A 25,216-nucleotide genomic window follows, 5' to 3' on the forward strand; every position below is an offset into this window, starting at 1 on the left:
TCGGTGAATGCGACATTGAAGCAGATATCAAGTTTCCACCTCATTTAATCCATCCAATATAACATAAAAAAAGACAAACACCATTAAGCATTTGCCTTTCATACTATTACTATATAATCATAAATTTAAACACACTCAACAAAGTATTTTATCAAGCCGACTTCTCAATAAACTCTTTTGCAAAGCGTTGCAACATACCACCAGCATTATACATCAGCACTTCATCAGCCGTATCAAGGCGACAAATAACCTTTGCTTTATCCACTGTACCGTCTTGACGATGGATAACCAAAGTCATTTCACCTCTTGGTGATACCTCACCTTCCACGTCATAAACTTCGGTACCGTCTAAATTTAAGCTATTGCGGTTTGTGCCGGCTGCAAATTGTAATGGCAACGCACCCATGCCCACAAGGTTGGTACGGTGAATACGCTCAAAATCTTCTGCCACGATGGCTTCTACACCAGCCAGACGCACACCTTTTGCTGCCCAGTCACGGCTAGAGCCTTGACCATAGCCATCACCAGCGATGATGATAAGCGGTTGTTTACGCTCCATATAGGTTTCGATGGCTTCCCACATACGCATCACGTTGCCTTCTGGTTCAACACGAGCCAGCGAGCCTTGCACGACGTTGCCTTGCTCATCACGCACCATTTCATTAAGCAATTTAGGGTTGGCAAAGGTGGCACGTTGGGCGGTTAAGTGGTCACCACGGTGGGTGGCATACGAATTATAATCAACTTCTGGCAAGCCCATTTTATCAAGGTAGGCACCAGCAGCACTTTCTTTTAAAATCGCATTGGATGGCGACAAGTGGTCGGTAGTGATGTTATCACCCAGTACGGCTAGCGGTCGCATGCCTTTTAGCTGATTTTTGGCTGCCATTGCCCCTTCCCAATACGGCGGACGGCGGATATAAGTACTCATTTCACGCCAGTTATATAGAGGTTCTGCCTTGGCAAGGTCTTTTTTCGCTTCATCGAACATCGGGATGTAAACGGCATTGAATTGCTCTGGTTTAACCGCAGATTTAACAATGGCATCAATTTCAGCATCATCTGGCCAGATGTCTTTTAGGTACACATCATTGCCATCTTGGTCTTGCCCTAATGGGTCTTTTTCGATGTCAAATTTGATATTACCAGTAATTGCATAGGCAATCACCAATGGCGGTGAGGCAAGAAACGCCTGCTTGGCATACGGGTGAATACGACCGTCAAAGTTACGGTTGCCTGATAAAACAGCAGCTGTATATAAGTCACGGTCGATGATTTCTTGTTGAATCTCTGGTCGCAACGCACCCGACATACCGTTACAGGTTGTACAGGCAAATGCCACCACATCAAAGCCAAGTTTCTGTAGTTCTGGCAACAGTCCTGCTTCTTCAAGATACATTTTTACCGTTTTAGAACCTGGGGCAAGCGACGATTTCACCCAAGGTTGGCGTACCAGACCTTTGGCGTTGGCATTGCGAGCCATTAAGCCGGCAGAAATGATATTGCGTGGGTTTGAGGTATTAGTACAGCTGGTAATGGCAGCGATAATCACCGCACCATCTGGCATGGTACCGTCTTCTGGATTGGCAGGTGCTTGAGGTATGGCTTCTCCCTCAGCGTGTGCAATGCCTTTTTTGACCAAGTCTGCCGTACCAACACGAGCATGCGGACGGCTAGGACCTGCAATATTACGAGTGACACTGGATAAGTCAAAGGTTAACACTCGCTCATACTCGACCGCTTTCATGCCATCTGCCCACAAACCGACTTCTTTGGCATATTGCTCCACCAATTTAACTTGGTCGTCACTACGCCCAGTCAAACGTAAATAGTCGATGGTCTGTTCGTCAATATAGAACATCACCGCCGTTGCTCCATACTCTGGGGTCATATTAGAGATAGAAGCACGGTCACCAACGGATAGGGTTTTTACGCCTTCGCCAAAGCATTCCACATAAGCCGAAACCACGCCTTCTTCACGCAAAAACTCGGTAATCGCTAATACCAAATCGGTGCCAGTAATGCCTGCCTGTAATTCGCCAGTAATCTCAAGACCAACGATGTCTGGCAGACGCATATATGATGGATTGCCCAGCATGACGCTTTCGGCTTCCAAACCGCCGACACCCACCGAAATCACCCCCAAGGCATCAACCATCGGCGTATGACTGTCCGTGCCTACTAGCGTATCAGGAAAGGCGATTTTATGCCCAGCGGTATCGGCACACACCTGTACAACTGGTGACATCTTCTCAAGATTAATCTGGTGCATGATACCGTTACCCGGTGGCACGACATTCACATTATCAAAGGCTTCTTGACACCAATTAATAAAGTGAAAGCGGTCATCGTTTCGGCGGTCTTCTACGGCACGGTTATTTTCAAAGGCATTTTCTTCATAGCCTGGATGTTCTACCGCTAGTGAATGGTCAACGATACACTGAGTCGGCACAATTGGGTTTACTTTTGAGGGGTCACCACCTGCCAAAGCAATGGCATCACGCAAGCCTGCCAAATCAACAAAAGCTGTTTGCCCCAAGATATCATGACAGACCACACGGGCAGGAAACCACGGAAAATCAACGTCTTGCTTACGGAAAATATGCTGTTCTAAGGCGGTTTTTAAATCTTCAGGTGGGCAACGACGCACTAAATTTTCTGCCAATACTTTTGATGAAAATGGCAGTTTGTCATAGCTACCCGCTTCAATTTCTTCAACCGCTTTTTTGGTATCAAAGTAATGCACATCGGTATTGGGCAATGCGGTAATATAGTCAGCATTCATTTCGACAGGTAGGGTTTGGGTGGTTTTAAATATCTGGGTCATAAAACTTCCTTGATATGGGTTACAAATTTAATAAATTGTGTGCTGGCACTGGTGATGTGCTGGCAATGATAGTTCAGTTAATCATCTTTAATCTAAGCTTAAACCTAGCCTCAATGAAACTAAAATCAATACGCCTCCAAAAGCATCAAAGTATTTAATGTTCTTTTCTAAGAAGATATTAAAAATACAAGGCACTGACGTGTATTTGTTTTTTAGTTTCTATTTAGTTCCTCAATTATGGTTTTTATCTGATGACTTTTATTTAACGGGGGTGGATTTCTCCAAAACCATAAAAACCCCGTGTCTAAACACAGGGTTTCCAATTTTAAAGTGACAGAGTGGTTATTGCAGCGATTGGATTTTTATCGAACCCACAAGCTCATAAACTCATTCACAGGCGTTGCTGAGAATGTATCATGGTCGTTGCACAAATCGAGCAACTGCTGGGATACTTTCTCCGACAACTTGCCACGGATACTGTATTCAAACTTATCTTTTAGTACTGGGATACCTTCCTCACGGCGACGACGATGACCAATTGGGTAATCCACAGTTACTTTTTCGGTGCTTGTCCCATCTTTAAAGAACACCTGCACACTATTGCCAATCGCACGTTTATCAGGGTCAAAGTACTCTTTGGTAAAGGTCTTGTTCTCTGCCACGCTCATCATGTCACGCAACTGGTCAATACGAGGGTCACTCGCCACGCTATCTTCATAGTCGGCAGCAGTTAAGCGACCAAAAATAAGCGGTACTGCTACCATATATTGCAAGCAATGGTCACGGTCAGCAGGGTTGGCTAAAGGTCCAGACTTATCAATGATGCGGTAGCCAGCCTCTTGGGTTTCCAGCTCAATCCGCTCAATGTCGTCCAAACGGTCTTTCACCTCATTGTGCAATGCCATGGCACACTCAACGGCTGTCTGCGCATGAAACTCGGCAGGGAAGGAAATCTTAAACAACACATTTTCCATCACATAACTGCCATAATCTCGGGTAAACTCAAATGGCTTACCGCCAAACAACACATCATAGTAGCCCCAGTTTTTTGCGGTTAATGCAGATGGATAGCCCATCTCACCGGTTTGAGCAATCAATGCCAAACGTACCGCACGACTGGTAGCATCACCTGCCGCCCAACTCTTACGAGAGCCAGTATTGGGTGCATGGCGATAGGTACGTAACGCACCACCATCAATCCACGCATTCGACACCGCATTGATGGTTTCTTCACGGCTTAGCCCCAGTAGCTTACTGACCACTGCGGTTGACGCAATTCGTACCAGTAGCACATGGTCAAGACCCACTTGGTTAAAGCTATTTTCTAACGCAATCACACCTTGAATCTCATGAGCCATGATGGAGGCTGTCAATACTTCCTTCATGGTCAGTGGTGCTTTGCCTTTGGCGATATTTCTACGGCTAACATAGTCGGCAACTGCCAAAATACCGCCTAAATTATCTGAGGGGTGTCCCCATTCAGCTGCCAGCCAAGTATCATTAAAGTCTAACCAACGAATCAAGGCTCCAATATTAAATGCCGCCATCACAGGGTCAAGCTCATAAGACGTACCCGGTACACGTGCACCGCCAGCCATACTTGCTTCAGGCACTACAGGACCTAACATCTTCACACAAGCAGGGTAGTCCAACGCCTGCATCGCACAGCCCAAACTATCCATCACACAATATCGAGCCGTGGTATACGCCTCTTCACTGCTGATTTGATAATCATGAACATAGTCCGTTATCTTTTGTAAAACATCGTCAAACTCTGGTCTTTCCGTGGTTTTAATGCCAATAGACATGGTTACAACTCCTAACAGGTCAAGCAAATAATGCAGTCCATTTTGGTAACAATACATCTCTGCTCAATGGTTTTATGAATGCAGTCAAACTGCGAGGAAAACAGTCTTTCGACCGTTGATTGACAAATGTTCGATTGGTTACTTGTCAGTAAATCTATCAAACGAAGTGTCATTGCCTGAGACTCTCATCATCATAAGAGTGCCAGTATCCCTCATGGCTACATCCAAATAAAACACAATTTGACTTTTACAGTCGCCATCATGTTAGGCGTGGCTAATGGGCATCTTGTCTGTGGCTTTTGCCACTGTCTTTATATAAAGTTATATAACTTTATATAATTAAAATCCCTTAATATATATAACTTAAGCACCTTAATTAATATTTATAATATCTAAATTGTGATAATTCTGTATAGATATTCTTATATCAGTAGCAGTGTTATCATCAAAAAAAGAGCCAAAACGAGCGGGGAAGGAGGAAACCGCCCGTCTCGGCAAGAAGGTAAGGTCAATCAGTTGACCTTAAAAACTTTTTAACGTTTAAAAATTTATGTTGTGCCTGCGACTCAATAAATTTTCTCGATTCATCCCACAGTACAGTAAGGAAAAACATAAGTATTATTTGCGGTCACTCATAGGTACAAAAGCTTGGTCGTCAGGACCCGTATAGTTAGCACTTGGGCGAATGATTTTACCATCAGCACGCTGTTCTAATACATGAGCTGCCCAACCTGTGGTACGAGAGATAACAAACAATGGGGTAAACATGGCTGTCGGCACACCAAGTTTTTGATAACTAACCGCTGAGAACCAATCAAGATTTGGGAACATCTTTTTGTTATCCCACATCACGCTTTCTAAACGTTCTGCAATGTCAAACAGCTTCATATCGCCAGACTCTTTTGATAAATCACGAGCCACTTCTTTAATCACTACATTTCGTGGGTCAGAGATGGTATAAACTGGATGACCAAAACCAATCACAATTTCCTTTTTAGCCAAACGCGCTAAAATGTCCGCTTCGGCCTCATCGGCATTGCGATAGCGTGACTGGATGTCGTATGCCACTTCGTTAGCACCACCGTGTTTAGGTCCTTTTAACGCGCCAATAGAACCAGAAATCGCTGAATACATATCCGAGCCCGTACCTGTAATCACACGAGAAGTAAAGGTTGACGCATTGAACTCATGCTCTGCATAAAGAATAAGCGAGATGTGCATCGCTTTCACATGTGATTCGCTTGGACGTTCACCATGAAGTAGATGTAGGAAATGACCACCAACGCTATCCTCTTCACTGTCTAATTCAATAGCTTTACCATTGTGGCTAAAATGATACCAATAAAGCAGCATACTACCTAGGCTGGCTATCAGTTTATCGGCAATATCACGAGCCTCAGAAGTTGGGTGACTTTCACGCTCAGGCAAGGTACATCCCATTGCCGATACACCTGTACGCATTACATCCATTGGATGAGCATTGGCAGGTAGGCTCTCTAATACTGCCAATACATTAACAGGCAAGTTACGCATGGTCTGTAACTTAGCTTTATATGCTGTTAGTTCATGTTGATTTGGCAAGTGACCGTGAATAAGCAAATGAGCCACTTCTTCAAACTCACATTCCTTTGCTAGGTCTAAAATGTCATAACCACGGTAGCTTAAATCATTACCAGATTTCCCAACGGTACAAAGTGCTGTATTACCTGCTGCCACACCTGATAAGGCAACTGATTTTTTTGGTTTAAATGCGGGTTTCTTTTCAGTTTCTGTAGACATACTTAAATCCTTTTATTAAATTGTTACTGGTTAAACTGCTATCGCTTATTAGGTTACAGTTTTTAATTGCTATATAACAAAATTAAAACATTAACTTTAGATAATTAAAAACGATAATCAAAACTGCCGTTAAAACTATTTTTTATCTGCAAATAGTTTGTCTAAGGTTTGTTCAAACTCATGATAGTTTAAGAAATCATATAGCTCCATACGAGTTTGCATGCTATCAACCGTCGCTGCTTGGGTACCATCTTTTAATAAGTGTTGATAAACATTTAAAGCCGCTTTGTTCATTGCCCTAAATGCCGATAATGGATATAACACCATTTCTACACCAACGCTATAAAGTTGCTCAGTGGTGTAAAGGTCGGTTTGACCAAACTCTGTCATGTTTGCCAATACAGGGATATCCAGCACATCTGTAAACTTGTGATACATCTCAATATCTGTCAACGCTTCAGCAAAAATCATGTCAGCACCTGCTTCTTGAAACGCAACAGCACGTTCAACGGCAGCATCTAAGCCTTCTACTGATAGCGCATCGGTACGTGCCATAACAACAAAATTAGAATCTACTTTTGCATCGAGGGCTGCCTTTAGGCGGTCAACCATTTCTACAGTGCTGACAATTTCTTTATTTGGGCGATGTCCACAACGTTTTTGCGCTACCTGATCTTCAATATGCACGGCAGCAACACCGGCTTTTTCCATTTTTTTAATGGTTTGAGCAATGTTAAATGCACCACCCCAACCAGTGTCTATATCAACGAGTAGGGGAGTGTCTACCGCATTGGTGATACGGCTGGCATCTTCTAATACATTATCAAGGCTGGTCATGCCAAGGTCAGGCAAACCATAAGACGCATTTGCAACACCAGCACCAGAAAGATACAATGCTTTGTGACCAACTTGTGTTGCCATCATGGCAGTGTAGGCATTAATAGTTCCAACGATTTGAAGCGGCTGATTATTTGATTTTTGTTGTTCAATTGCTTGACGAAAGCGAAGACCTGCAGAATTTGACATTTTATCTCCTTATTATGTCTTACCATTAATGCAATAAAATGATTAATGACTTTATATGTCCTGTTTTGATTATAGTCATAATCTATAAAAATTTCATTACTATACTAGTCAAAAGGCATACGCTATAGTTAATCTAAGGTTAATAATTAGTAAAATATAGATTAACCTATTTGAAAATAAAATTTAAAAATTCATAATTCTAATAAATTCTTTGAGATACTATTTAGTTTTGATAAAAATAAAATATAACGATTATTATTTAAATTTACACAAAAACAACAAAACTAATTTAGAGAACGCCCTGAATAATTGATTTTCCTAATATCATATATCTTATAAATAACACTCAAAAACTGCTCAACAGCAGGATGGTAAAGGTCTGCTAAGGTGTGCAGATAAATGGGAGTCGTTGCATTTTTTTGTTGTATCGGTTTGTAAACAATTTTGTCTGTTCTTTCTGTTTTAAGGCTTTCTGGTACCAGCGTAACCCCTTCAAAGGCTGCAACGAGACCTAATGCTATTTGCAAATCACGCACTTGTGCTGTTTTATGGGGTTTGAGTCCCACCTCATTAAATATATGAAGTAGGGGCTCTGTTACACCATTTTTAGTTGTTTTAGGCAAATAAGTCTGATGGTATAAAATTAATGTTTCTGAAATTAAATCATTGAGTTGGATAACTTCTTTATTTGCCAATCTGTGTTTAATGGGTAATGCCGCAACATAAGGCTCATTACGTAACAATACTTGTTGCGTCTGTTTATTATTGAATGCAAAACGTCCCAAACCAACATCAATATCGCCTGACTTTAAAGCATCAATTTGTTGATAAGAGCTAATGTCTTTTAGTTGCACTTCTAAATCAGGATACTGTTGTTTTAATAGCTCAATCACATCAGGTAATAAACCATATAAAACAGATGGCACAAAACCAATCGTTAGAGTTGGGGAGGGCTTCCCCATTTTTTTGGTTAACGCGGTTAAAGTATCAAGCTCGTTAAGTAACGTTTTTAGGTTTTTATAAAAAAAATCGCCAACATTGGTTAACTGCAAAGGACGATGGTATCTATCAATCAGCTCAACTTGCAGCTCATCCTCTAACTGTTTTATTAAACGGCTTAAAGTAGGCTGAGAGATACCTGTTTGTTCGGCTGCTTCACTAAAGCTGCCATGATTAGCCACCGCAATAAAAGATTGATACTGTTTTAAAGTCATTTTGTCCCTTTTCGTCATTCTTTGTAGTTAGTATGTATTTTTTAGTTAGTATATCTTAAAGTAAGAAAAAAGTCGTATTTACAATCAGCAAAAAAAAGACCGCTATTGCAGTCTTTTTTATACATAACTATCAACAACATTGAGTGTTAGCTAAGCATATTTGCTTTAAATAGAATAAACACAACACTAAACACACTTAAAAATGCTAAACCCAACCATGAAAGCAGCATCAAACCAGCAGAAACCTTACCCGTTTTACGTACCAATGAAAAGTTTAACCAGCCAAAAATAGGCGCAGATAAAAATGCAGCAATCATTGCAAAATCTAACATGTCCTTTAATTGAGCAGAAAACTTAAAGATAATGGTTAAAGCAATTAGTACAACTAACGTAATCCAACCAGAAATATAACCTCTAGTCAACGTTGGTTTGTTTGCAAATAAGCGGTGTGACTCAGCCGCAACACGACCATAGCCGTCAATAACCGCAATGGTAGAACCATAAATACAAGTAAACGCAATAAAAGCAACCAATGGTTTTGCCCAATCACCCATAGTAGCTGCATACACAGATACCAATTGAGGTACAAATTTAAAGCCTGTTGCACCAATTTCTTGACCGGTACCGTGTAATACCAATACACCCAGTGTTAAAAACACAATTGCTAACAGCGCGGTGCCGATATAGCCAACATTAAAATCAAGCATTGCCGTTTGTTTAGATACGGGTTCCTGATGTTGTTTTGCCGAAATCCACATAGAGTTAATGGCAGATACATCAATTGGTGCTGGCATCCAACCCATTAAAATAATAATAAAAGGTAGGGCAGTTAATTGCCATGCTGAAGGTGCAACAAAATCTGGCTGAACTTGTGAGCCATTACCTGCGGCGATAGCAACCGCTACAACCGTACAAACTGTTAAAGAGATAACAATTACCTTTGTTATTCTGTCTAACGTTTTGTAATGACCAACAATCACAACTAACCAACTAACTGCTAACAATATACCTGTTAATACAGGCAACGATAGACTAATAGAGGGTACTAATGTTTTCAAAATAACAGAGCTTAACATACCAAGTGCGCTAATATTAACACCGGCACTAAATACTATTAAAATAAAAAAGATGGTTAAATAAAACTTACTTTTTTTAGCATATCCTTCAACCAAACTATGACCCGTATCATGTGTATAATCAACACTGTATTTGAAAAAAGGATATTTAAATAAGTTAACCAGCAAGATAATAACAACCAATTGCCAACCATAAATTGCACCAGCTTTAGTAGATGCAATTAAATGCGAGCCACCAATAGCTGTTGATGCCATGAGCAAACCAGGACCAAAAGACTTTAAACTAAATCCTGACGTTTTTTGTACTTGAGACATAACAAGTATTCCTTAAAATAACCACAAAAATAATGAATTGTATAAAAATAATTTATATAAAACCTATAAAATAGAAAATTTAGAAAAAGTATTATAATGATTTAGCATAACTTAGCAATTGTATTTACGATACTCTTAAGTAGCTATATTCAATCGCTTACTAAAGAACCAATTAATTTGGTCGATGGTTGCTGATATTAAGAGATATTAGCGATAATGTCATTGTCCATGAGCTTACAAAACCTATTATAAAACTGGAATATACTTGCCAAAGTAGCCAGCGTAGGCTGAAAGTTTCACAAGGGCTGGAGGGGATAATTTAGCAACTCTTCCGATATATTATTTTTTAAATTTCCTTTGTATATAGTTTTCGTTTTATAATCTGCTGGACTATAAGCCCAGCCTACGCTCGCTATACGGTGGCTCAAAAAATTATGCCATGAATGTACACAATGGTAATATTTATAAAGTTTATGAGTTGTCATTTGATTCTAAAGGGCTTCCTCTTCAGGAAAAACATGTCAATTAAAAAGCACTTTTGCCTAATGTTGGGGCTGCTGGCGGTATAGGTAGGATTACATATGCACAACACGCCTCTCCTAATAGAGCAGAATTGACGGATAGTGCTCTGAGGGGCAATAGTACAAACTACTCAGGAAATATTAAAATAGTACAAGGTACGGTTAGTATTGCTGACACCGATAAATATGGCAGAGTCGTATCCTCTGCCGTTGGAATTGAGATTAGCGGGTCTACTTTAGCAAAAGTTGGCGGCATTGCTACAGGTGGCTCTAAGGGCAAGCTTGCATCAACTAAAAACTGGGGTTTTGAATATAATCAAGCCAGTGGTTGGTTTGTAGCTAAATAGGCACATTTAAATAGGTCTTAATAAATTGAAAAAGTTTTTTGAATATCTAATAATATTTATAAATATCGCTGGTGCAGCTTATATTTTTTACTCATTAACAATCCCTGAGCCAGATGAGCTGAAACAAGCAAGAGCTGGCGTAAAGGCAAACCTTGATTGGTTTGAGTCTCAAGGTTTGCTAATAAAAAATTTTTTAGCAGAGCCTGACAGCGTTTACACACCAGGCTATCCAAATTCATATAATTTTTATAGTGGCGAGTATTATGATTATAATTTTAATAAAGAGAAGCTAAATAAATTAGTTAAATTGTTTAAAGAGGATGCTTGGGAAGAATTAAATATAAAAGAAGAGCCTATTGAAGGAACCTATGGTATGGCTTCCCTACCCATAACTGAGAATTCAATTGTATTATGCAAAAATAATACAGGTATTGTGTTTTATTTGTTTGATGTTAAGGATAAAGTTGTTTTTATGGATGGCGTTAGCCCTAACACATTTATTGAAATTGCATATGATCGGTTTTTTCCATGTTATGGAAGAAGTGAGCAAGCCAAATAGCTTGCTTTTCAAGCTAGCAAAGCTGGGGCTTTTGCCCAGCACATTGTTATGTTAAAAAAAACGATACAATGAATGAAGCTGTTAAACATAAAATCTAACCATACATAACACCATGCGAAATACATAAAGTCTGTGTTTTGGTTTAATTGATTTTCAAGTTCAGCAACTCTGGCTTTTAGTCTTTTGTTATCATTTACAAAAGCTTGTCTTGTTTTTTTGTTAACATAGAGTTGCTTTTCTTTACTATTAAAGCCAAGCGGTTGTATTTGTTAAAAATATATTTTTTAATCAATTTTTTTCTGTCAGGTGTACTCAGTGTACTTAATCCGCCATTGATATAAGCTTTATTTAACAATCGTTTATGCGAGCTACTGTTTGAAATAGGGGAGTGCTCATAACCTTCTACAAGCATAATCTGTCATTCTTTTTCTATTACTTCATCTAGTTTTTTTCCTCTTACCATCATTTTTGACTCTGAATTAAAAACGACAGATAAAGAAGTAAAACTGATTTTAAAAACCGATTACTAAGCAGATTCAAAAAACTCAACTACAAGAAAGCATTGTATGGTAAAAGAAGGTAAATTCTTGCATTATTGTTACCATAGCTGAGGTGAGTTTTGAGTAATAATTGACTTAGCACTTCAAATCGTATTTTTAAGGATTAATACATTTTTTGAACTTCCTAAAAATACATTAGTTATGTGGATTTTTAAATGGTATGGATTTCTGTTTTCCATCTAATACAAACATATTATTTAGTTGCTTTAAATCTTAGCTAGTCTAGTTTAAAGAAGTATTTTTTTAAATCATAATATTTGTGTTAATACATAAAGTAATATCATGCTTAAGAATATCATTTTTAAAACAATATCTAAGAAATTTTCAGTTCTAGTTCCAAATTCACCAACAGCTTTTGGTAAGAAAAATTATATGAACATCCATGAGTAGTGGGTAAGATAAGCATAAAAGTGCATACACATATTATTTAACATAATATATATTATACGAAAACTAACCAACGGGTTTGGGCACGCAAAAAGTATATATACATTAAACAAACAATATCAACTTGCTAACATATAGCCACAAATCAATAATTAACTTATACTGATAACAATCGTTATATTTGTAGATAACATACACAGGAGCTCGTCATGAAATTTTCAACCACAATATTTGCATTAACAGCAACAGCTTGTTTAATAAACATCGCAAATGCCCAAACCTTACAACAAGAAAAAAATGGCAAGTTGCAAGTTGGCGTTAATGCGCATTATAGCGATACTGGCTATAAAGATTATGACAACAATATAACTGTGGTACCAACCTTTTTTTACGACAATAACACCATTTATGCACGTGGCAACCAACTTGGCTACAACTTTATTAAAAATAGTAATAATGAGTTGTCTGTTTTTGCACAATATGGTGGCGGCAGCTATGACCCAGATAATGCCGAAGGAAATTTTAAAAAGCTAGAAAAACGTGATGCCAGCGTTTTTGCTGGTGCCAGTTACATGAGCATTACCCCTTATGGTGCGTTTCGTGGTCAAGCTATGAGCGATGTTATGGATAAAAGTGGCGGCACAATTGGCAAATTAGAATATTTAGCCAAATTAAATAAAGGCAACTTAACAATTTATCCATCTTTAGGCGTTCAATGGCAAAATGATGACTTTAACGACTATTATTATGGCGTAAGTAAAAAAGAAGCCGCCAAAACAGGCATTAATCAATACTCAGCTGATAGCAGCTTTCATCCCTATACTGGCTTGCGTGTAAACTATGACATCAATCAAGATTGGGGCTTGTTTTTTAACCAAAAAGTGGCATACAACCCAGATGAGGTTTATGACAGCCCAATGGTAGATAGCCGTGTAAGCGCATCAACCACCATAGGTATGTTGTATGCGTTTTAAGCACCCTACTACATTAAAATAATTTAATTTAAAAAATAAAACCTCAATCAAAACTGATTGAGGTTTTTTAATCGAATATAGCTATTTTAAAGCTTAATCGACAGCTGGGCTGTGTTCTTCGATTAGTGGCTGTAACTCGCCTGATTCATACATTTCTAAAATAATATCAGAGCCACCCATCAACTCGCCATTAATCCACAATTGTGGGAAGGTTGGCCAATTGGCAATGCTTGGCAATGTTGCACGAATTTCTGGATTTTCTAAAATGTTAACAAAAGCAAAAGGACGACCAACCTTGGTCAATACTTCCACGGCACGAGCAGAAAAACCGCATTGCGGAAACTGTGGTGTGCCTTTCATATAAAGCAGTACTTTATGCTCTTTAATTTGGTCACGAATGGTTTGCTCAACATTTTGTGTTGTATTGTTTTGTTCGCTCATTTTTTTCTCCAACGATTAAAATAAAAAATATCAAAGCTTGTGTAAATTTGCATGTAGATTAGATATAGGGATTAACTTTATGATTGCAAGCCAATCACTTAAATTATAAATACCAGTTAGGTTAACTATGCTTTAGTTAGTAGCACAACTGCAGAAACCATAATCCCCTCTTGCCTACCCGTGAATCCCAGTTTTTCTGTCGTTGTTGCTTTAACGCTGATATTTGCTATATCTGTTTGTAAGTCATTAGCAATGTTTTCTCGCATTGCTTGTCTAAGTGGTAAAATTTTAGGACGCTCACACATAATGGTAATATCTGCATTGCCTAGTATATAGCCATTACTTTTAATTAAGGCATAAACATCACGCAATAAATAGCGAGAATCTAAACCAGCATTCGCTTCATCTGTATCAGGAAAGTGCTGCCCAATGTCACCCATTGCCATCGCACCCAGTAAAGCATCTGCCAAAGCGTGCAATACCACATCACCATCAGAATGTGCTTTTAAACTGTACTTATGGGGTACTTGCAAACCTGCCAAAGTAACAAATTGATTTTGTGTGCCATTATCATAAAAGGCATGAACATCAATACCCTGCCCTATTTTTATCATACATTATCCAAAAAGTTAAAATTATTTAAACCTATAAAACAGTTGTTATTTTTTAGTTAAGCCTTATCATATCATAGTATTAAGCACTATCTTACTCAAACCCGATTTAATAATTTTATTAGCGATTTTACTTTTATGAGCAACCACAATACTCAGCCAAACACACAAATCATATCCGCATACCAGGCACTTAAGCTGTCAGACATCCCAAATCCGAGTAAAGTCAGGGTCATTGTTGGCATGTCTGGTGGTGTGGACTCCTCTGTTTCTGCTGTTTTGTTAAAACAAGCCGGATTCAAGGTTGAAGGCTTGTTTATGAAAAACTGGGAAGAAGATGATGGCACAGAATATTGCACCGCCATGGATGACCTTGCTGATGCACAAGCCGTTGCAGATAAAATCGGGATGAAATTACATACTGCAAATTTTGCTATGGAATATTGGGACAATGTTTTTGAGCACTTTTTAGCAGAATATAAAGCAGGTCGCACCCCTAACCCTGATATTTTATGCAATAAAGAAATTAAGTTTAAAGCATTTTTAGATTATGCACTCACATTAGGCGCAGACTATATTGCAACGGGGCACTATACAAGAAGAAGCACCAACTATAAAAACCAAAATAACACCATGGTTGCTCATTTAATGCGTGGTTTAGATGGTAATAAAGACCAAAGCTACTTTTTGCATGCCGTTGGTGGCGACAAAATTGCTAAAACATTATTCCCTGTTGGTGAGCTAGAAAAACCTGCTGTACGCAAAATTGCGGAAGAATATGATTTAATAACGGCTAAAAAGAAAGACTCTACAGGCATATGTTTTATTGGAGAAAGACGATTTAAAGACTTTTTGCAACAATATTTACCCGCCCAAAAAGGGGATATTTACACCGATGATGGCATTAAAATAGGCACACATGATGGTTTGATGTATTACACCCTAGGGCAACGTGGTGGTATCGGTATTGGCGGTGTAAAAAATCGACCAGAAGAACCTTGGTTTGTACTTGCAAAAGATTTAAACAAAAATAGACTGATTGTTGGACAAGGTCACGAACATAAAATGTTGATGAGCAATGAGCTAACAGCTTACAAGCTTGACTGGGTAGAATGCACCGCCCCACCCCAACTGTTTAGCAAACAAGGCTTAAAGTGCATGGCAAAAACACGCTACCGCCAGCCAGACCAAGAGTGCACAGTATTTGCAACTAATGACGATGGCACACAAATTAAAGTTGTTTTTGATACCGCACAACGCGCGGTCACCCCAGGTCAATCTGTTGTATTTTATATTGATGAGGTTTGCTTAGGTGGTGGCGTTATTCAAACTATCAACGCACCGCGCTAATGGCTTATTAATTACTAAGCTTATATAAGTTATAAACTGCTGGCATATTTTATTATATGCCAGTTTTTTTTATGGTTAAACGCTCACAAATTGCTCAAAACAAACCGCCTATTTCTGTTACAATATTGATGAAATTTGTTTCCCGTTGTTTATCCCAATTTAAATAAATTAAGGTACTAAATTATGAGTTTTTCTGCTTTAACTGCACTCTCTCCTATCGACGGTCGTTATTCTTCAAAAGCGGACAGCTTACGTGAACATTTATCAGAATATGGTTTGATAAAGGCACGTGTCACTGTCGAAATTCGTTGGTTACAATCATTAGCTGATAACGCAGATATTAAAGAGCTTGACGCTTTTGATGATGAAACAAATGCCTTTTTAGATAACATTGTTAATAATTTTAGTGAGGCTGATGCGCAAGCAGTTAAGGATATTGAAAGCACCACTAACCACGATGTTAAAGCAGTTGAATACTTTATTAAAGATAAGTTCCGTGGTAATGAAAAATTGGTAGATAGCCTTGAGTTCATCCATTTTGCTTGTACTTCAGAAGACATCAACAACCTAAGCTATGCGTTAATGTTAAAAGACAGTCGTGAGGTAGTTTTAGCCAAACTTAATCAAGTTAATGACAGCATTATTGCCCTTGCTAAAACACACGCAGATCAACCTATGTTATCTCGTACACATGGTCAAACAGCCAGTCCAACCACTTTAGGCAAAGAGATGGCAAACGTCGCTTATCGTCTTGCTCGTCAAATTAAGCAGTTTGAAGCCGTTGAACTTTTAGGAAAAATTAATGGCGCTGTTGGTAACTACAATGCGCATTTATCTGCTTACCCAGATATTGACTGGCAAGCACATGCACAAGACTTTATTACCAAACGCCTTGGTTTAACATTTAACCCATATACCACCCAAATAGAACCGCACGATTATATTGCAGAAGCATTTGATGCCATACGCCGATACAATACTGTGCTGATTGATTTTAACCGAGATGTTTGGCAGTACATTAGCCTTGGTTATTTTAAACAAAAGCTAAAAGAAGGTGAAGTTGGCTCATCAACCATGCCACACAAAGTTAACCCGATTGATTTTGAAAACTCAGAAGGCAACTTAGGTGTTGCAAATGCTATGCTGGCTCATTTAGGTGAAAAACTGCCAATCAGTCGCATGCAACGTGATTTATCGGACTCTACTGTGTTACGTAATATTGGCGTGGGTCTTGCGCAAAGTATGATTGCTTATGACGCATGTTTAAAAGGGGTTAGTAAACTAGAGGTTAACCCAACTCGCCTAGCAGAAGACTTAGACAATGCTCAAGAAGTGCTTGCAGAACCGATTCAAACCGTTATGCGTCGTTATCGTGTAGAAAACCCATATGAAAAACTTAAAGCATTAACTCGTGGTAATGCCATGACACGTGAAGCAATGCTAAACTTTGTAGAAAGTGATGAGCTCAGTGCTGTTAGTGAAGAAGATAAAGTACGCCTACGCAACCTAACACCGGCAACCTATATTGGTAATGCAGCAGAACAAGCTAAAGCGATTGAAGCATTAATTGCTAAACTATAAATCAATATAATTAGTATCATTTTAAAAAAATACAGCGCCATGTTGCATGCCAACATGGCGTTTTTATTGCAAATAACAAGTCATCGTTTTAATACGCTATAGTTAATCACCATTAAGGTTTATAATACCCTTTAATATTAATTGATAAGTATATAGTTCCATAAAAAATTGAAATAAAATTGAGATAAATATGCATATTCCCTATTGTTTACCTAACAACATAAGCCCAAAAGATTTTTTAGAAAACTATTGGCAAAAAAAACCATTACTCATTAAAAATGGACTACCGCAACTCATAGATATATTCGAACCAGAAGATATTTTGGGGCTTGCACTAGAAGATGAGGTTTCATCTCGCCTAATTACACAAACACCAAAACAAAACATTAAAGAACCTGTGTTAGAAAGCCATTTTAACTGGACATTAAAAAATAGCCCCTTAACAGAAGCTGACTTTAGTCACCTGCCACCATTATGGACAACGCTTGTACAAAACCTTGAGCAATGGTCACCCGACCTTGCTAGCTTGTGGCAAGCATTTGATTTTATCCCACAATGGCAAAGAGACGATATTATGGTTTCTTATGCACCCGTGGGTGGCTCTGTCGGTAAACATTATGATGATTACGATGTGTTTTTAGCACAAGGTTATGGTCACAGACGTTGGCAATTGGGTAAGTATTGTGATGAAAATACCGAATTTGTTGCCAATCAACCGATTAGAATTTTTGATGACATGGGTGACATTATTTTTGATGAAGTGTTAGAACCTGGTGATGTGCTTTATGTGCCTCCCAAACTATCACATTTTGGCGTTGCACAAGATGATTGCTTAACTTTTTCTTTTGGGTTTAGACGACCCAATATCATGCAAATTTTAGATAGCCTTGCAGATGTTGCCACCAGTGAACCAAGTATTTTTACACCCATGTTACTTGAACAAAACTTACAGCCTTCTGGAGCGTTAAAAAAGGACAGTATCAATCATATTAAATCTCAACTAATTGAATTACTAAACTCCCCTATTGGAGATGATCTATTAACACAATCGGTGGCAGAATCCGTTAGTAAACGACAATATGATATTTTAATACCGGAAGAAACCTTAAATGCAGATGATGTGATGGCACAACTGCAAGCTGGCGCAACATTAAAAATTGATTATAACAGCCGTTTAATCTATTCAACAACAAATGACATCATCACCATATACGCCAATGGGCAAGAGTTAACTGATTTATCAGCAAATCAAATAAGCCTACTACAACAATTAGCAGATGGCTGTTGTTTAGGCTATCAACAACTTAATGACATGGATAAACTAACCATTATGGAATGGCTAGAAAATGGCTGGGTATGGTTGGATTTTTAGAAAACTCACTAAAACTAAAGCATAAGCTACATTAATTAACCTTTAATAACCAAAAAAAACCGATGTATCATCATACATCGGTTTTTTGCTCAAAACATGCTGGATATTACACCAAGAAGAAATAAGCCCATAAGCCAACAATAACCATAGAGATAATGTTTAAAACAATACCAATACGTAACATTTCTCGTTGCTTAATTAAGCCTGTACCAAAAACAATGGCATTTGGTGGTGTTGCAACTGGCAACATAAATGCACACGATGCACCAATACCAATAATCAGTACAAGAACTTCTTGCGGTAAGCCCATTTCAGTTGCAATTGCTGCAAATACAGGTACTAGCAAAGCTGCAGACGCCGTGTTTGAAGCAAACTCGGTTAAGAAGATGATAAAGCCAGCAATTACTAGCATGACCAATAACACTGGTGAAGTTGACAACATGTTTGCAACAGATTCACCCAATACTTTGGAAGCACCAGAAACTTTTAGAATATTTGACAGTGCAATACCACCACCAAAAAGCATTAATACGCCCCAGTCAGTATTATCCGATACATGTCTCCATTTAGCCAGTCCTAAACCAACCACAGCAACAATAGCACTAAGTGCAATCACCGTATTAAATTTAGCGATACCACCTAAATACCCACTAATTTGCTTAGAGAAAATCCATAAAAAGGCAGTTGTAATAAATACAATCATAGTTAAAATACGGCTGCGTGTCCAAGGGATATTATCTGAAGGAGATGCTGTAATTTTTTGACCTAAATTTGGCTTAAGTATGACATACATAGCACCCAATAGTATTGGCATTAATACCAGCATAACTGGGATACCAAACTTCATCCATTCAGCAAAATCAATACCGAGTGCTTCGGCAGCAATACCGTTAGGAGGCGAACCAATAATAGTACCTAAGCCACCTAAACTAGCAGAATAAGCAATACCTAATAATACAAATACAAAAGTACCTCTATCATTTTCTTTGTCAATTTGAGTCAATAAACCTAAACCTAAAGGTAACATCATCGCCGCTGTTGCAGTATTAGAAATCCACATAGATAAAAAGGCTGTTACTGCAAAAACTAAAAAAACAGCATTCCCTAACTTACCACCAGACATGCTAATAAGCTTAAGTGCAATTTTTTTATCTAGCTTTTGCACGTGTAGAGCGGCCGCCAAAGCAAAACCACCCAAAAATAAAAAGATTAAATGGTTGGCAAAGTTTTTAAGTGACGTAGGTGCATCAATTTCTGGTATGCCCAAAAAAGCACTGATAACAACCACTAATATTGCTGTAATGGTAACGTGCATGGCTTCTGTTAGCCATAACGCACCAATAAAAAATAACAATGCCAAACCTTTATTTGCATTAATATCAAAAGGCAGCACTTGATATAGTATCAAGCTAATAATAGCGAAAATTGATGTTAAAACTAATCCCTTAACTGTACCTTGAGGAAAGGTAAACTCCTGTAGATCGTCACTTTCATGTACTAAACGATCTTGTGCTGGTTGTTGTGTCATTCAGACCTCCAAAAACTTGTATGACAAGAAATACTTTAGACTGCTTGATATCAGTCAGACATTGCCTATGTCTGATAGATGGTGCCATAGGCAACTATAAAAATGTCAGCGGTCATTCCACATTTTGAGTGAAACTTCTTAAAGATAATGCTGAAATAAATAAAGCATAAAAGTTCTATCGTTATTGCTAAATAAAAATTACAGAATAGTTACAAATTTTCATAAAAAAGCAACTTAGCAATTCTAGTGGCAAACACTTATTTTTTCAAGGGATTTTGTTAATTGTAAAACCTATTGGAATAAAAAAAGCGAACACTCATTTGAGTATTCGCTTTTTGGAATATTTTAATGCTTATTTATAAATCAAAACATCAACTTCAACACGTCTGTTTGGTTGTAGACAATTTATCTCTTGCTGGCGTGGCAAGTGAGCCGAACATTGTTTAATAGGATATTGTTCGCCTGCGCCACTGGCTGACATCGCTGCGGCATTGACACCTTGATTAGACAAATAAGCCAACACCGTATTTGCACGGTTTTGTGATAAAGTCATATTATACTTTTCACTGCCTTTATGGTCTGTATGACCTGTTAAATGCAAACGTACTTCACCTTGTAAACCATATTCACGAATTTTATCTGCTAATCTGTCGAGCTCTTCACGCCCACCTGGCAACATATTATGTGAATCTGACTTATCAAATTTAAATAAGGCATCAGCATCTAAGACGATTTTTTCATGAATGACTTCAGAATTTGGTGCTTTAGCCACTAAGTACTTAGCACAATCGGTTGGTAGCCAATAAAACTCTTGTCCTTTAAAATTTTCATCAAAAATGACTTTATATTGACAAATCTGCACACTGTCATCATCTTTATAAAACTTCATAATGTAGTCCCACTCATGCGAATATTGAGCTTCGCTAAAGTGAGGACGACCAATGAGCTGATAAAGTTCGTCCTTTGCAATACCTGGTTTAATTTTAGTCATGTTCTCAATATTTGGGAACTGCCCTTCTAATTGCCACGCATCATTAAGCTCAGGAAACACAAGATTACTTGGATCAACTGTTCCTTGTGCTGTAATACCCTCACTAAGTGAGTTAGTACAACCTGCCAATGCAAAAGCACCAGCAATCACACTTATTAATGGCACTCTGGTTAATTTAGTTTTCATGCTAAGTCCTATTAAATTAATTTAGTTCTTTTTTATATAATTAAAAACAGAAATATTAATAATACTGCATATAAATCTGGTTAATCTTTCGTTAACAAGATTTAATGTAACACATAAAAGTCATACATCCATACATAATTTGCATCTATTTTTATACTGCCAGCCAATTATACTTTGTATTATTAAGGAGACTAAACTTTTTAAGTGTTAAACATCGCTTAATATAACTAATGATTATCATTAATAAATTTAGTACAACATTACTAAAAACTTTTCTTAACCATCTATATTGCTAATTAAGACTCGCTCATTTCCATTTGCATAAGTTGTTCGCTAATAGCAACGGTATTAAAGCCTGCGTCAACAAAAAGAATTTCACCAGTAATACCCGAAGCCCAAGGAGATAATAGGAATAAAGCGGCATTTCCCACTTCCATTTGGCTAACATTACGCTGCAATGGTGCAATCTTTTCATTAATGTCTAACATTTTTCTAAATGATTTAATGCCACTGGCTGCAAGTGTCCTGATAGGGCCTGCTGAAATGGCATTTACACGAATACCTTCACCACCCATAGATGCCGCAAGGTAACGGACACTTGCTTCCAAACTCGCTTTTGCCATGCCCATAACATTATAGTTGGGTAATACCGAAATACTCCCTTCATAAGTGAGGGTTAACAAAGAACCTTGACGCTGGGTTAACAAATCACGTGATGCTTTTGCTAAGGCAACAAAGCTATAAGCAGAAATATCATGTGCAATTTGGCTACCCTCTCTGGTCGTAACTTCTGCAAAATTACCATCTAGTTGGTCTGCCGGTGCAAAACCAATTGCATGCACAACACCATCAATACCGGCTGCCTCACCATTTTTCTCATTACCCCAATGTTCACGAACCTTATCAAAACAATCATTAATGGACTCATCAGTTGCCACATCGCATTCTAATACTAAATCGGCATTAAACGCCGCAGCAGCCATATCCACTCGTTTTTTCATTTTATCATTTGGATACGTTAAAATTAGTGAGGCACCCTCACGGTGTAAGGCCTCAGCAATAGACCAGGCAATTGAAAGCTTACTTGCGATACCAGTTACAACAAATCTTTTACCTTGTAATAACATAATTACTCCTTATTAACTTAATATGTCTCTAATTTTTAGAGATTATACCTAACAGCAAGTTAAATGTACACTTGTAAACTAAACTTCCTTAAAATTGTAAATTACCCTATTTTTTCGTAAAATCACTTTACAAAATTTGTTTAAACGGTAAGCTATAGTTTTTTTAATTATTAAAATTTTATCATGACACAAATACCTCACCCTAATGCACATTTATATAGTCAACTTATTTCTTCAACTGGTGAAGATTTGTCACGCGAAGGCTTGGTGGACACACCAGAGCGTTCTGCCAAGGCATTTGAGTACTTAACACGTGGTTATAAACAGAGCCTTGAAGAGGTAGCTAACGGCGCTGTTTTCCCCACTGACAATGATGAACTCGTATTAGTACAAAATATTGAGTTTTATTCATTATGTGAACATCATATTCTACCTTTTTATGGTGTTGCTCATGTTGGCTATTTACCAGATGGCAAAGTACTGGGTTTATCAAAAGTTGCCAGAATTATTGACATGTTTGCTCGTCGCTTACAAATACAGGAAAACTTGACACAAGAAGTTGCAAATGCAATTGAGGAAATGACAGGTTGCCGTGGCGTTGCGGTAGTGATGGATGCTGCTCATATGTGTATGATGATGCGTGGTGTTAGTAAGCAACAGTCAACCACTCGCAGTTTAGCGATGCTAGGTGAGTTTAAAACAAATGAAGCGGCAAGAGCAGAGTTTTTAGCCGCTGTACCAAAACGTGTAACGCAGTTTGGTTAACAAACAACCCAAAGCAGTTATACCATAAAACAGGCCAGCTTAACTTTAAGCTGGCTTGCTAGTTTATACAATTCATGCGATGATAAATGCTAAATTTTCTAACGTATTTAAACAGCTAGCAACATAACCATTATGTCTAATTTAGAAAAACCCCTACCAACAACAGAAGCAAACCAAGGTACTGACACAAATAATAAAACCAGTGCCAATACAACTGCACGTCAATGGCAGGTTTTGTCGCAATTACAACGCACTAAATGGATAGGTACTGTACAGATTTTAGAAAACCTTAAATTGTTGGGCATTAATGTCAACATACGCACAATACAAAGAGACTTAAATTCGTTAGCTAAAAGATTTCCTCTAGAAAAAAACAATGCTAACCCGCAAGGCTGGCGATGGAAAAATAATGCCCCACAAGAAAGCTTCCCTAACATGAACTTATCACAAGCCGTTGCTTTTGGCATGGTACAGGCTAACTTGTCACAATTATTACCTCCTTCTATTTTACAAGAACTTACCCCATGGTTTAACCTTGCCAGAAAACAATTAACAGATAACAAAGCAAGCCAAACATGGGTAGATCGTGTCCGTATTGAACCCGCTACACAGCCTTTGATTGCACCAGACATAGATAGCAAAGTAAAAGACTACATTTATCAGTCTGTATTTACCAAAAAACGTATTTTAGCCAGCTATAAAGGTCGAGATAAAACAACCGCTATAGAATACCAGCTTAATCCACTGGCAATTATCCAGCGTGGCGTCATTTTATATTTGCTTGCTACCAAAGTAGAAGATCAAGAAAATGTGATTCGCTCATTTGCTTTACACCGGTTTTATAAAGTAGAAATTTTAAAAGAAAACGCAACAACCCCTGTTGGGTTTGATTTAAACAAGCACCTACAAAGTGGTGCAATGGGCTTTAATGACCCGATTTTAAGCCAATTGCCTGGCAAAGGTAAAAATACTAAAATATCTTTACGACTCAACGCTCAGGCCGCTAAACATTTAACCGAAAGCAAGCTGAGTCAAGATCAACAAGTATCTTATAATGAAGATGAAACCATGACCATAAATGCAACCGTTAATCTCACCTCACAACTGGTTTGGTGGCTAAGAGGTTTTGGCGATGATTTAAAATCTATTGAACCAGAAATCTTAAGTCAAGTTGTGTTTAACCAAGCAATAGAAAATCAATAACGCCAATAGCCGATACAAAGAAGAAACCAATAATGCCAACATATCATTCAAATAAAAGCCCTTTAATGAGTCTAAAGTCTATGGGGCTTAGCAATACTTTATATTTCTCAATGGAGTTCACTTACACCAAGGTTCAAAAAAAAGGGCTTATTAACAAGTTTAAAAAGCAGACGCATCCAATGGATATAGATATTGCTTGTTTGTTATTTGACAGTGAGCATGAATGCGTAGAAAAGATTTGGTATAAAAATTTAAGAGACCATTCTGAAGCGATTCGTCATAAAGGTGATGACTTACACGGGCACCGCCCAGATAAGCCCATTGACAATCTAGACTTAAAAAAAGATTTAGAGCAAATTGAGCTCCGTTTAGACAAGCTAGCAAGTGATATTCAACAAATTGTATTCATTGTTTCTTCATATACGGGTGATGCATTAGCTAAAGTTGAAAATGGGAAAGTTAATTTAGATGATGAAAATGCAAATCAAGCAATGACCACTCTATTTGCAAACTTACCAAATAATTGCCATACCTTGTGGGCAGCAACCATTAAAAAAGTAAATGATGATTGGTTTTTTGAAGAAACAAAAAAACCAATAGACAGTTTTGATCCAAAAAGCTTACAAAGCGTTGCTAAAGAAATGAGTACCAAACTCACATAAGTTATT

20 protein-coding genes are annotated in these 25,216 nt (G+C 38.0%); 9 read left to right on the forward strand and 11 right to left on the reverse strand.

What is annotated here, in order from left to right; genetic code table 11:
* Positions 1 to 151 precede the first annotated feature (151 nt).
* The 6 genes from acnD to VH441_RS02680 form a co-directional block, all read right to left on the reverse strand.
* A complete protein-coding gene (acnD, locus tag VH441_RS02655; RefSeq protein ID WP_434354345.1) occupies positions 152 to 2,785 on the reverse strand; it encodes a Fe/S-dependent 2-methylisocitrate dehydratase AcnD in 2,634 nt (877 codons plus the stop codon).
* Between the two features lie 404 nt (positions 2,786 to 3,189).
* The gene (locus tag VH441_RS02660; protein ID WP_434353942.1) at positions 3,190 to 4,635 is read right to left on the reverse strand and encodes a bifunctional 2-methylcitrate dehydratase/aconitate hydratase; all 1,446 of its coding nucleotides are present in this window, start codon (positions 4,633 to 4,635) and stop codon (positions 3,190 to 3,192) included.
* A 618-nt stretch (positions 4,636 to 5,253) separates the two neighbouring features.
* Positions 5,254 to 6,414 carry a bifunctional 2-methylcitrate synthase/citrate synthase gene (gene prpC / locus VH441_RS02665; RefSeq protein ID WP_434353943.1) on the reverse strand — a complete coding sequence of 387 codons (1,161 nt, stop codon included), beginning with the start codon at positions 6,412 to 6,414 and terminating at the stop codon, positions 5,254 to 5,256.
* Positions 6,415 to 6,549: 135 nt separating this feature from the next.
* Entirely contained in the window at positions 6,550 to 7,440 is an 891-nt protein-coding gene (gene prpB / locus VH441_RS02670; protein ID WP_434353944.1) for a methylisocitrate lyase, read from the reverse strand.
* A 284-nt stretch (positions 7,441 to 7,724) separates the two neighbouring features.
* Positions 7,725 to 8,654, reverse strand: coding sequence for a LysR family transcriptional regulator (locus VH441_RS02675; RefSeq protein ID WP_434353945.1), 930 nt, complete (start codon positions 8,652 to 8,654; stop codon positions 7,725 to 7,727).
* A gap of 146 nt (positions 8,655 to 8,800) precedes the next feature.
* Positions 8,801 to 10,045: an NRAMP family divalent metal transporter gene (locus VH441_RS02680; protein WP_434353946.1), complete on the reverse strand. Its 1,245-nt coding sequence runs from the start codon at positions 10,043 to 10,045 to the stop codon at positions 8,801 to 8,803.
* 538 nt (positions 10,046 to 10,583) lie between these two features.
* On the opposite strand from VH441_RS02680, the gene VH441_RS02685 reads away from it, so the two are divergent.
* The 3 genes from VH441_RS02685 (at position 10,584) to VH441_RS02695 (ending at position 13,393) form a co-directional block, all read left to right on the forward strand.
* Positions 10,584 to 10,913, forward strand: coding sequence for a hypothetical protein (locus VH441_RS02685; protein ID WP_434353947.1), 330 nt, complete (start codon positions 10,584 to 10,586; stop codon positions 10,911 to 10,913).
* Between the two features lie 25 nt (positions 10,914 to 10,938).
* The gene (locus VH441_RS02690) at positions 10,939 to 11,472 is read left to right on the forward strand and encodes a hypothetical protein (protein ID WP_434353948.1); all 534 of its coding nucleotides are present in this window, start codon (positions 10,939 to 10,941) and stop codon (positions 11,470 to 11,472) included.
* A 1,156-nt stretch (positions 11,473 to 12,628) separates the two neighbouring features.
* Positions 12,629 to 13,393, forward strand: coding sequence for a MipA/OmpV family protein (locus tag VH441_RS02695; protein WP_434353949.1), 765 nt, complete (start codon positions 12,629 to 12,631; stop codon positions 13,391 to 13,393).
* A 93-nt stretch (positions 13,394 to 13,486) separates the two neighbouring features.
* On the opposite strand, the gene grxD is transcribed toward VH441_RS02695, so the two are convergent.
* Positions 13,487 to 13,834 (reverse strand): Grx4 family monothiol glutaredoxin, encoded by a 348-nt coding sequence (grxD, locus tag VH441_RS02700; RefSeq protein WP_434353950.1) that lies wholly within the window; start codon positions 13,832 to 13,834, stop codon positions 13,487 to 13,489.
* A 125-nt stretch (positions 13,835 to 13,959) separates the two neighbouring features.
* On the reverse strand, positions 13,960 to 14,448 hold the full coding sequence (gene ispF / locus VH441_RS02705; RefSeq protein WP_434353951.1) for a 2-C-methyl-D-erythritol 2,4-cyclodiphosphate synthase: 489 nt from the start codon (positions 14,446 to 14,448) through the stop codon (positions 13,960 to 13,962).
* Positions 14,449 to 14,583: 135 nt separating this feature from the next.
* Between ispF and mnmA the strand changes: the two genes are divergently transcribed.
* The 3 genes from mnmA to VH441_RS02720 all read left to right on the forward strand — a co-directional run bounded on the left by mnmA (position 14,584) and on the right by VH441_RS02720 (position 18,748).
* Positions 14,584 to 15,795 (forward strand): tRNA 2-thiouridine(34) synthase MnmA, encoded by a 1,212-nt coding sequence (gene mnmA, locus VH441_RS02710; RefSeq protein WP_434353952.1) that lies wholly within the window; start codon positions 14,584 to 14,586, stop codon positions 15,793 to 15,795.
* Between the two features lie 183 nt (positions 15,796 to 15,978).
* Positions 15,979 to 17,376: an adenylosuccinate lyase gene (purB, locus tag VH441_RS02715; protein ID WP_434353953.1), complete on the forward strand. Its 1,398-nt coding sequence runs from the start codon at positions 15,979 to 15,981 to the stop codon at positions 17,374 to 17,376.
* Positions 17,377 to 17,566: 190 nt separating this feature from the next.
* On the forward strand, positions 17,567 to 18,748 hold the full coding sequence (locus VH441_RS02720) for a JmjC domain-containing protein (RefSeq protein WP_434353954.1): 1,182 nt from the start codon (positions 17,567 to 17,569) through the stop codon (positions 18,746 to 18,748).
* 106 nt (positions 18,749 to 18,854) lie between these two features.
* Here the strand turns inward: VH441_RS02720 and VH441_RS02725 are convergent, their stop codons facing one another.
* The 3 genes from VH441_RS02725 to VH441_RS02735 form a co-directional block, all read right to left on the reverse strand.
* Positions 18,855 to 20,276, reverse strand: coding sequence for an SLC13 family permease (locus tag VH441_RS02725; RefSeq protein ID WP_434353955.1), 1,422 nt, complete (start codon positions 20,274 to 20,276; stop codon positions 18,855 to 18,857).
* 352 nt (positions 20,277 to 20,628) lie between these two features.
* Positions 20,629 to 21,453, reverse strand: a complete 825-nt coding sequence (locus VH441_RS02730) for an OmpA family protein (RefSeq protein ID WP_434353956.1) — start codon at positions 21,451 to 21,453, stop codon at positions 20,629 to 20,631.
* 296 nt (positions 21,454 to 21,749) lie between these two features.
* Complete coding sequence (locus VH441_RS02735) at positions 21,750 to 22,580, reverse strand: enoyl-ACP reductase FabI (RefSeq protein ID WP_434353957.1); 831 nt, start codon at positions 22,578 to 22,580, stop codon at positions 21,750 to 21,752.
* 183 nt (positions 22,581 to 22,763) lie between these two features.
* On the opposite strand from VH441_RS02735, the gene folE reads away from it, so the two are divergent.
* From folE to VH441_RS02750, 3 genes are all read left to right on the forward strand, one after another.
* Positions 22,764 to 23,345, forward strand: a complete 582-nt coding sequence (gene folE / locus VH441_RS02740; RefSeq protein WP_434353958.1) for a GTP cyclohydrolase I FolE — start codon at positions 22,764 to 22,766, stop codon at positions 23,343 to 23,345.
* A gap of 132 nt (positions 23,346 to 23,477) precedes the next feature.
* Entirely contained in the window at positions 23,478 to 24,548 is a 1,071-nt protein-coding gene (locus tag VH441_RS02745) for a helix-turn-helix transcriptional regulator (protein WP_434353959.1), read from the forward strand.
* Between the two features lie 65 nt (positions 24,549 to 24,613).
* Entirely contained in the window at positions 24,614 to 25,210 is a 597-nt protein-coding gene (locus tag VH441_RS02750; protein WP_434353960.1) for a TerD family protein, read from the forward strand.
* Positions 25,211 to 25,216: the final 6 nt, after the last annotated feature.

Source organism: Psychrobacter sp. HD31 (genome assembly GCF_051097895.1).
GTDB lineage: Bacteria > Pseudomonadota > Gammaproteobacteria > Pseudomonadales > Moraxellaceae > Psychrobacter.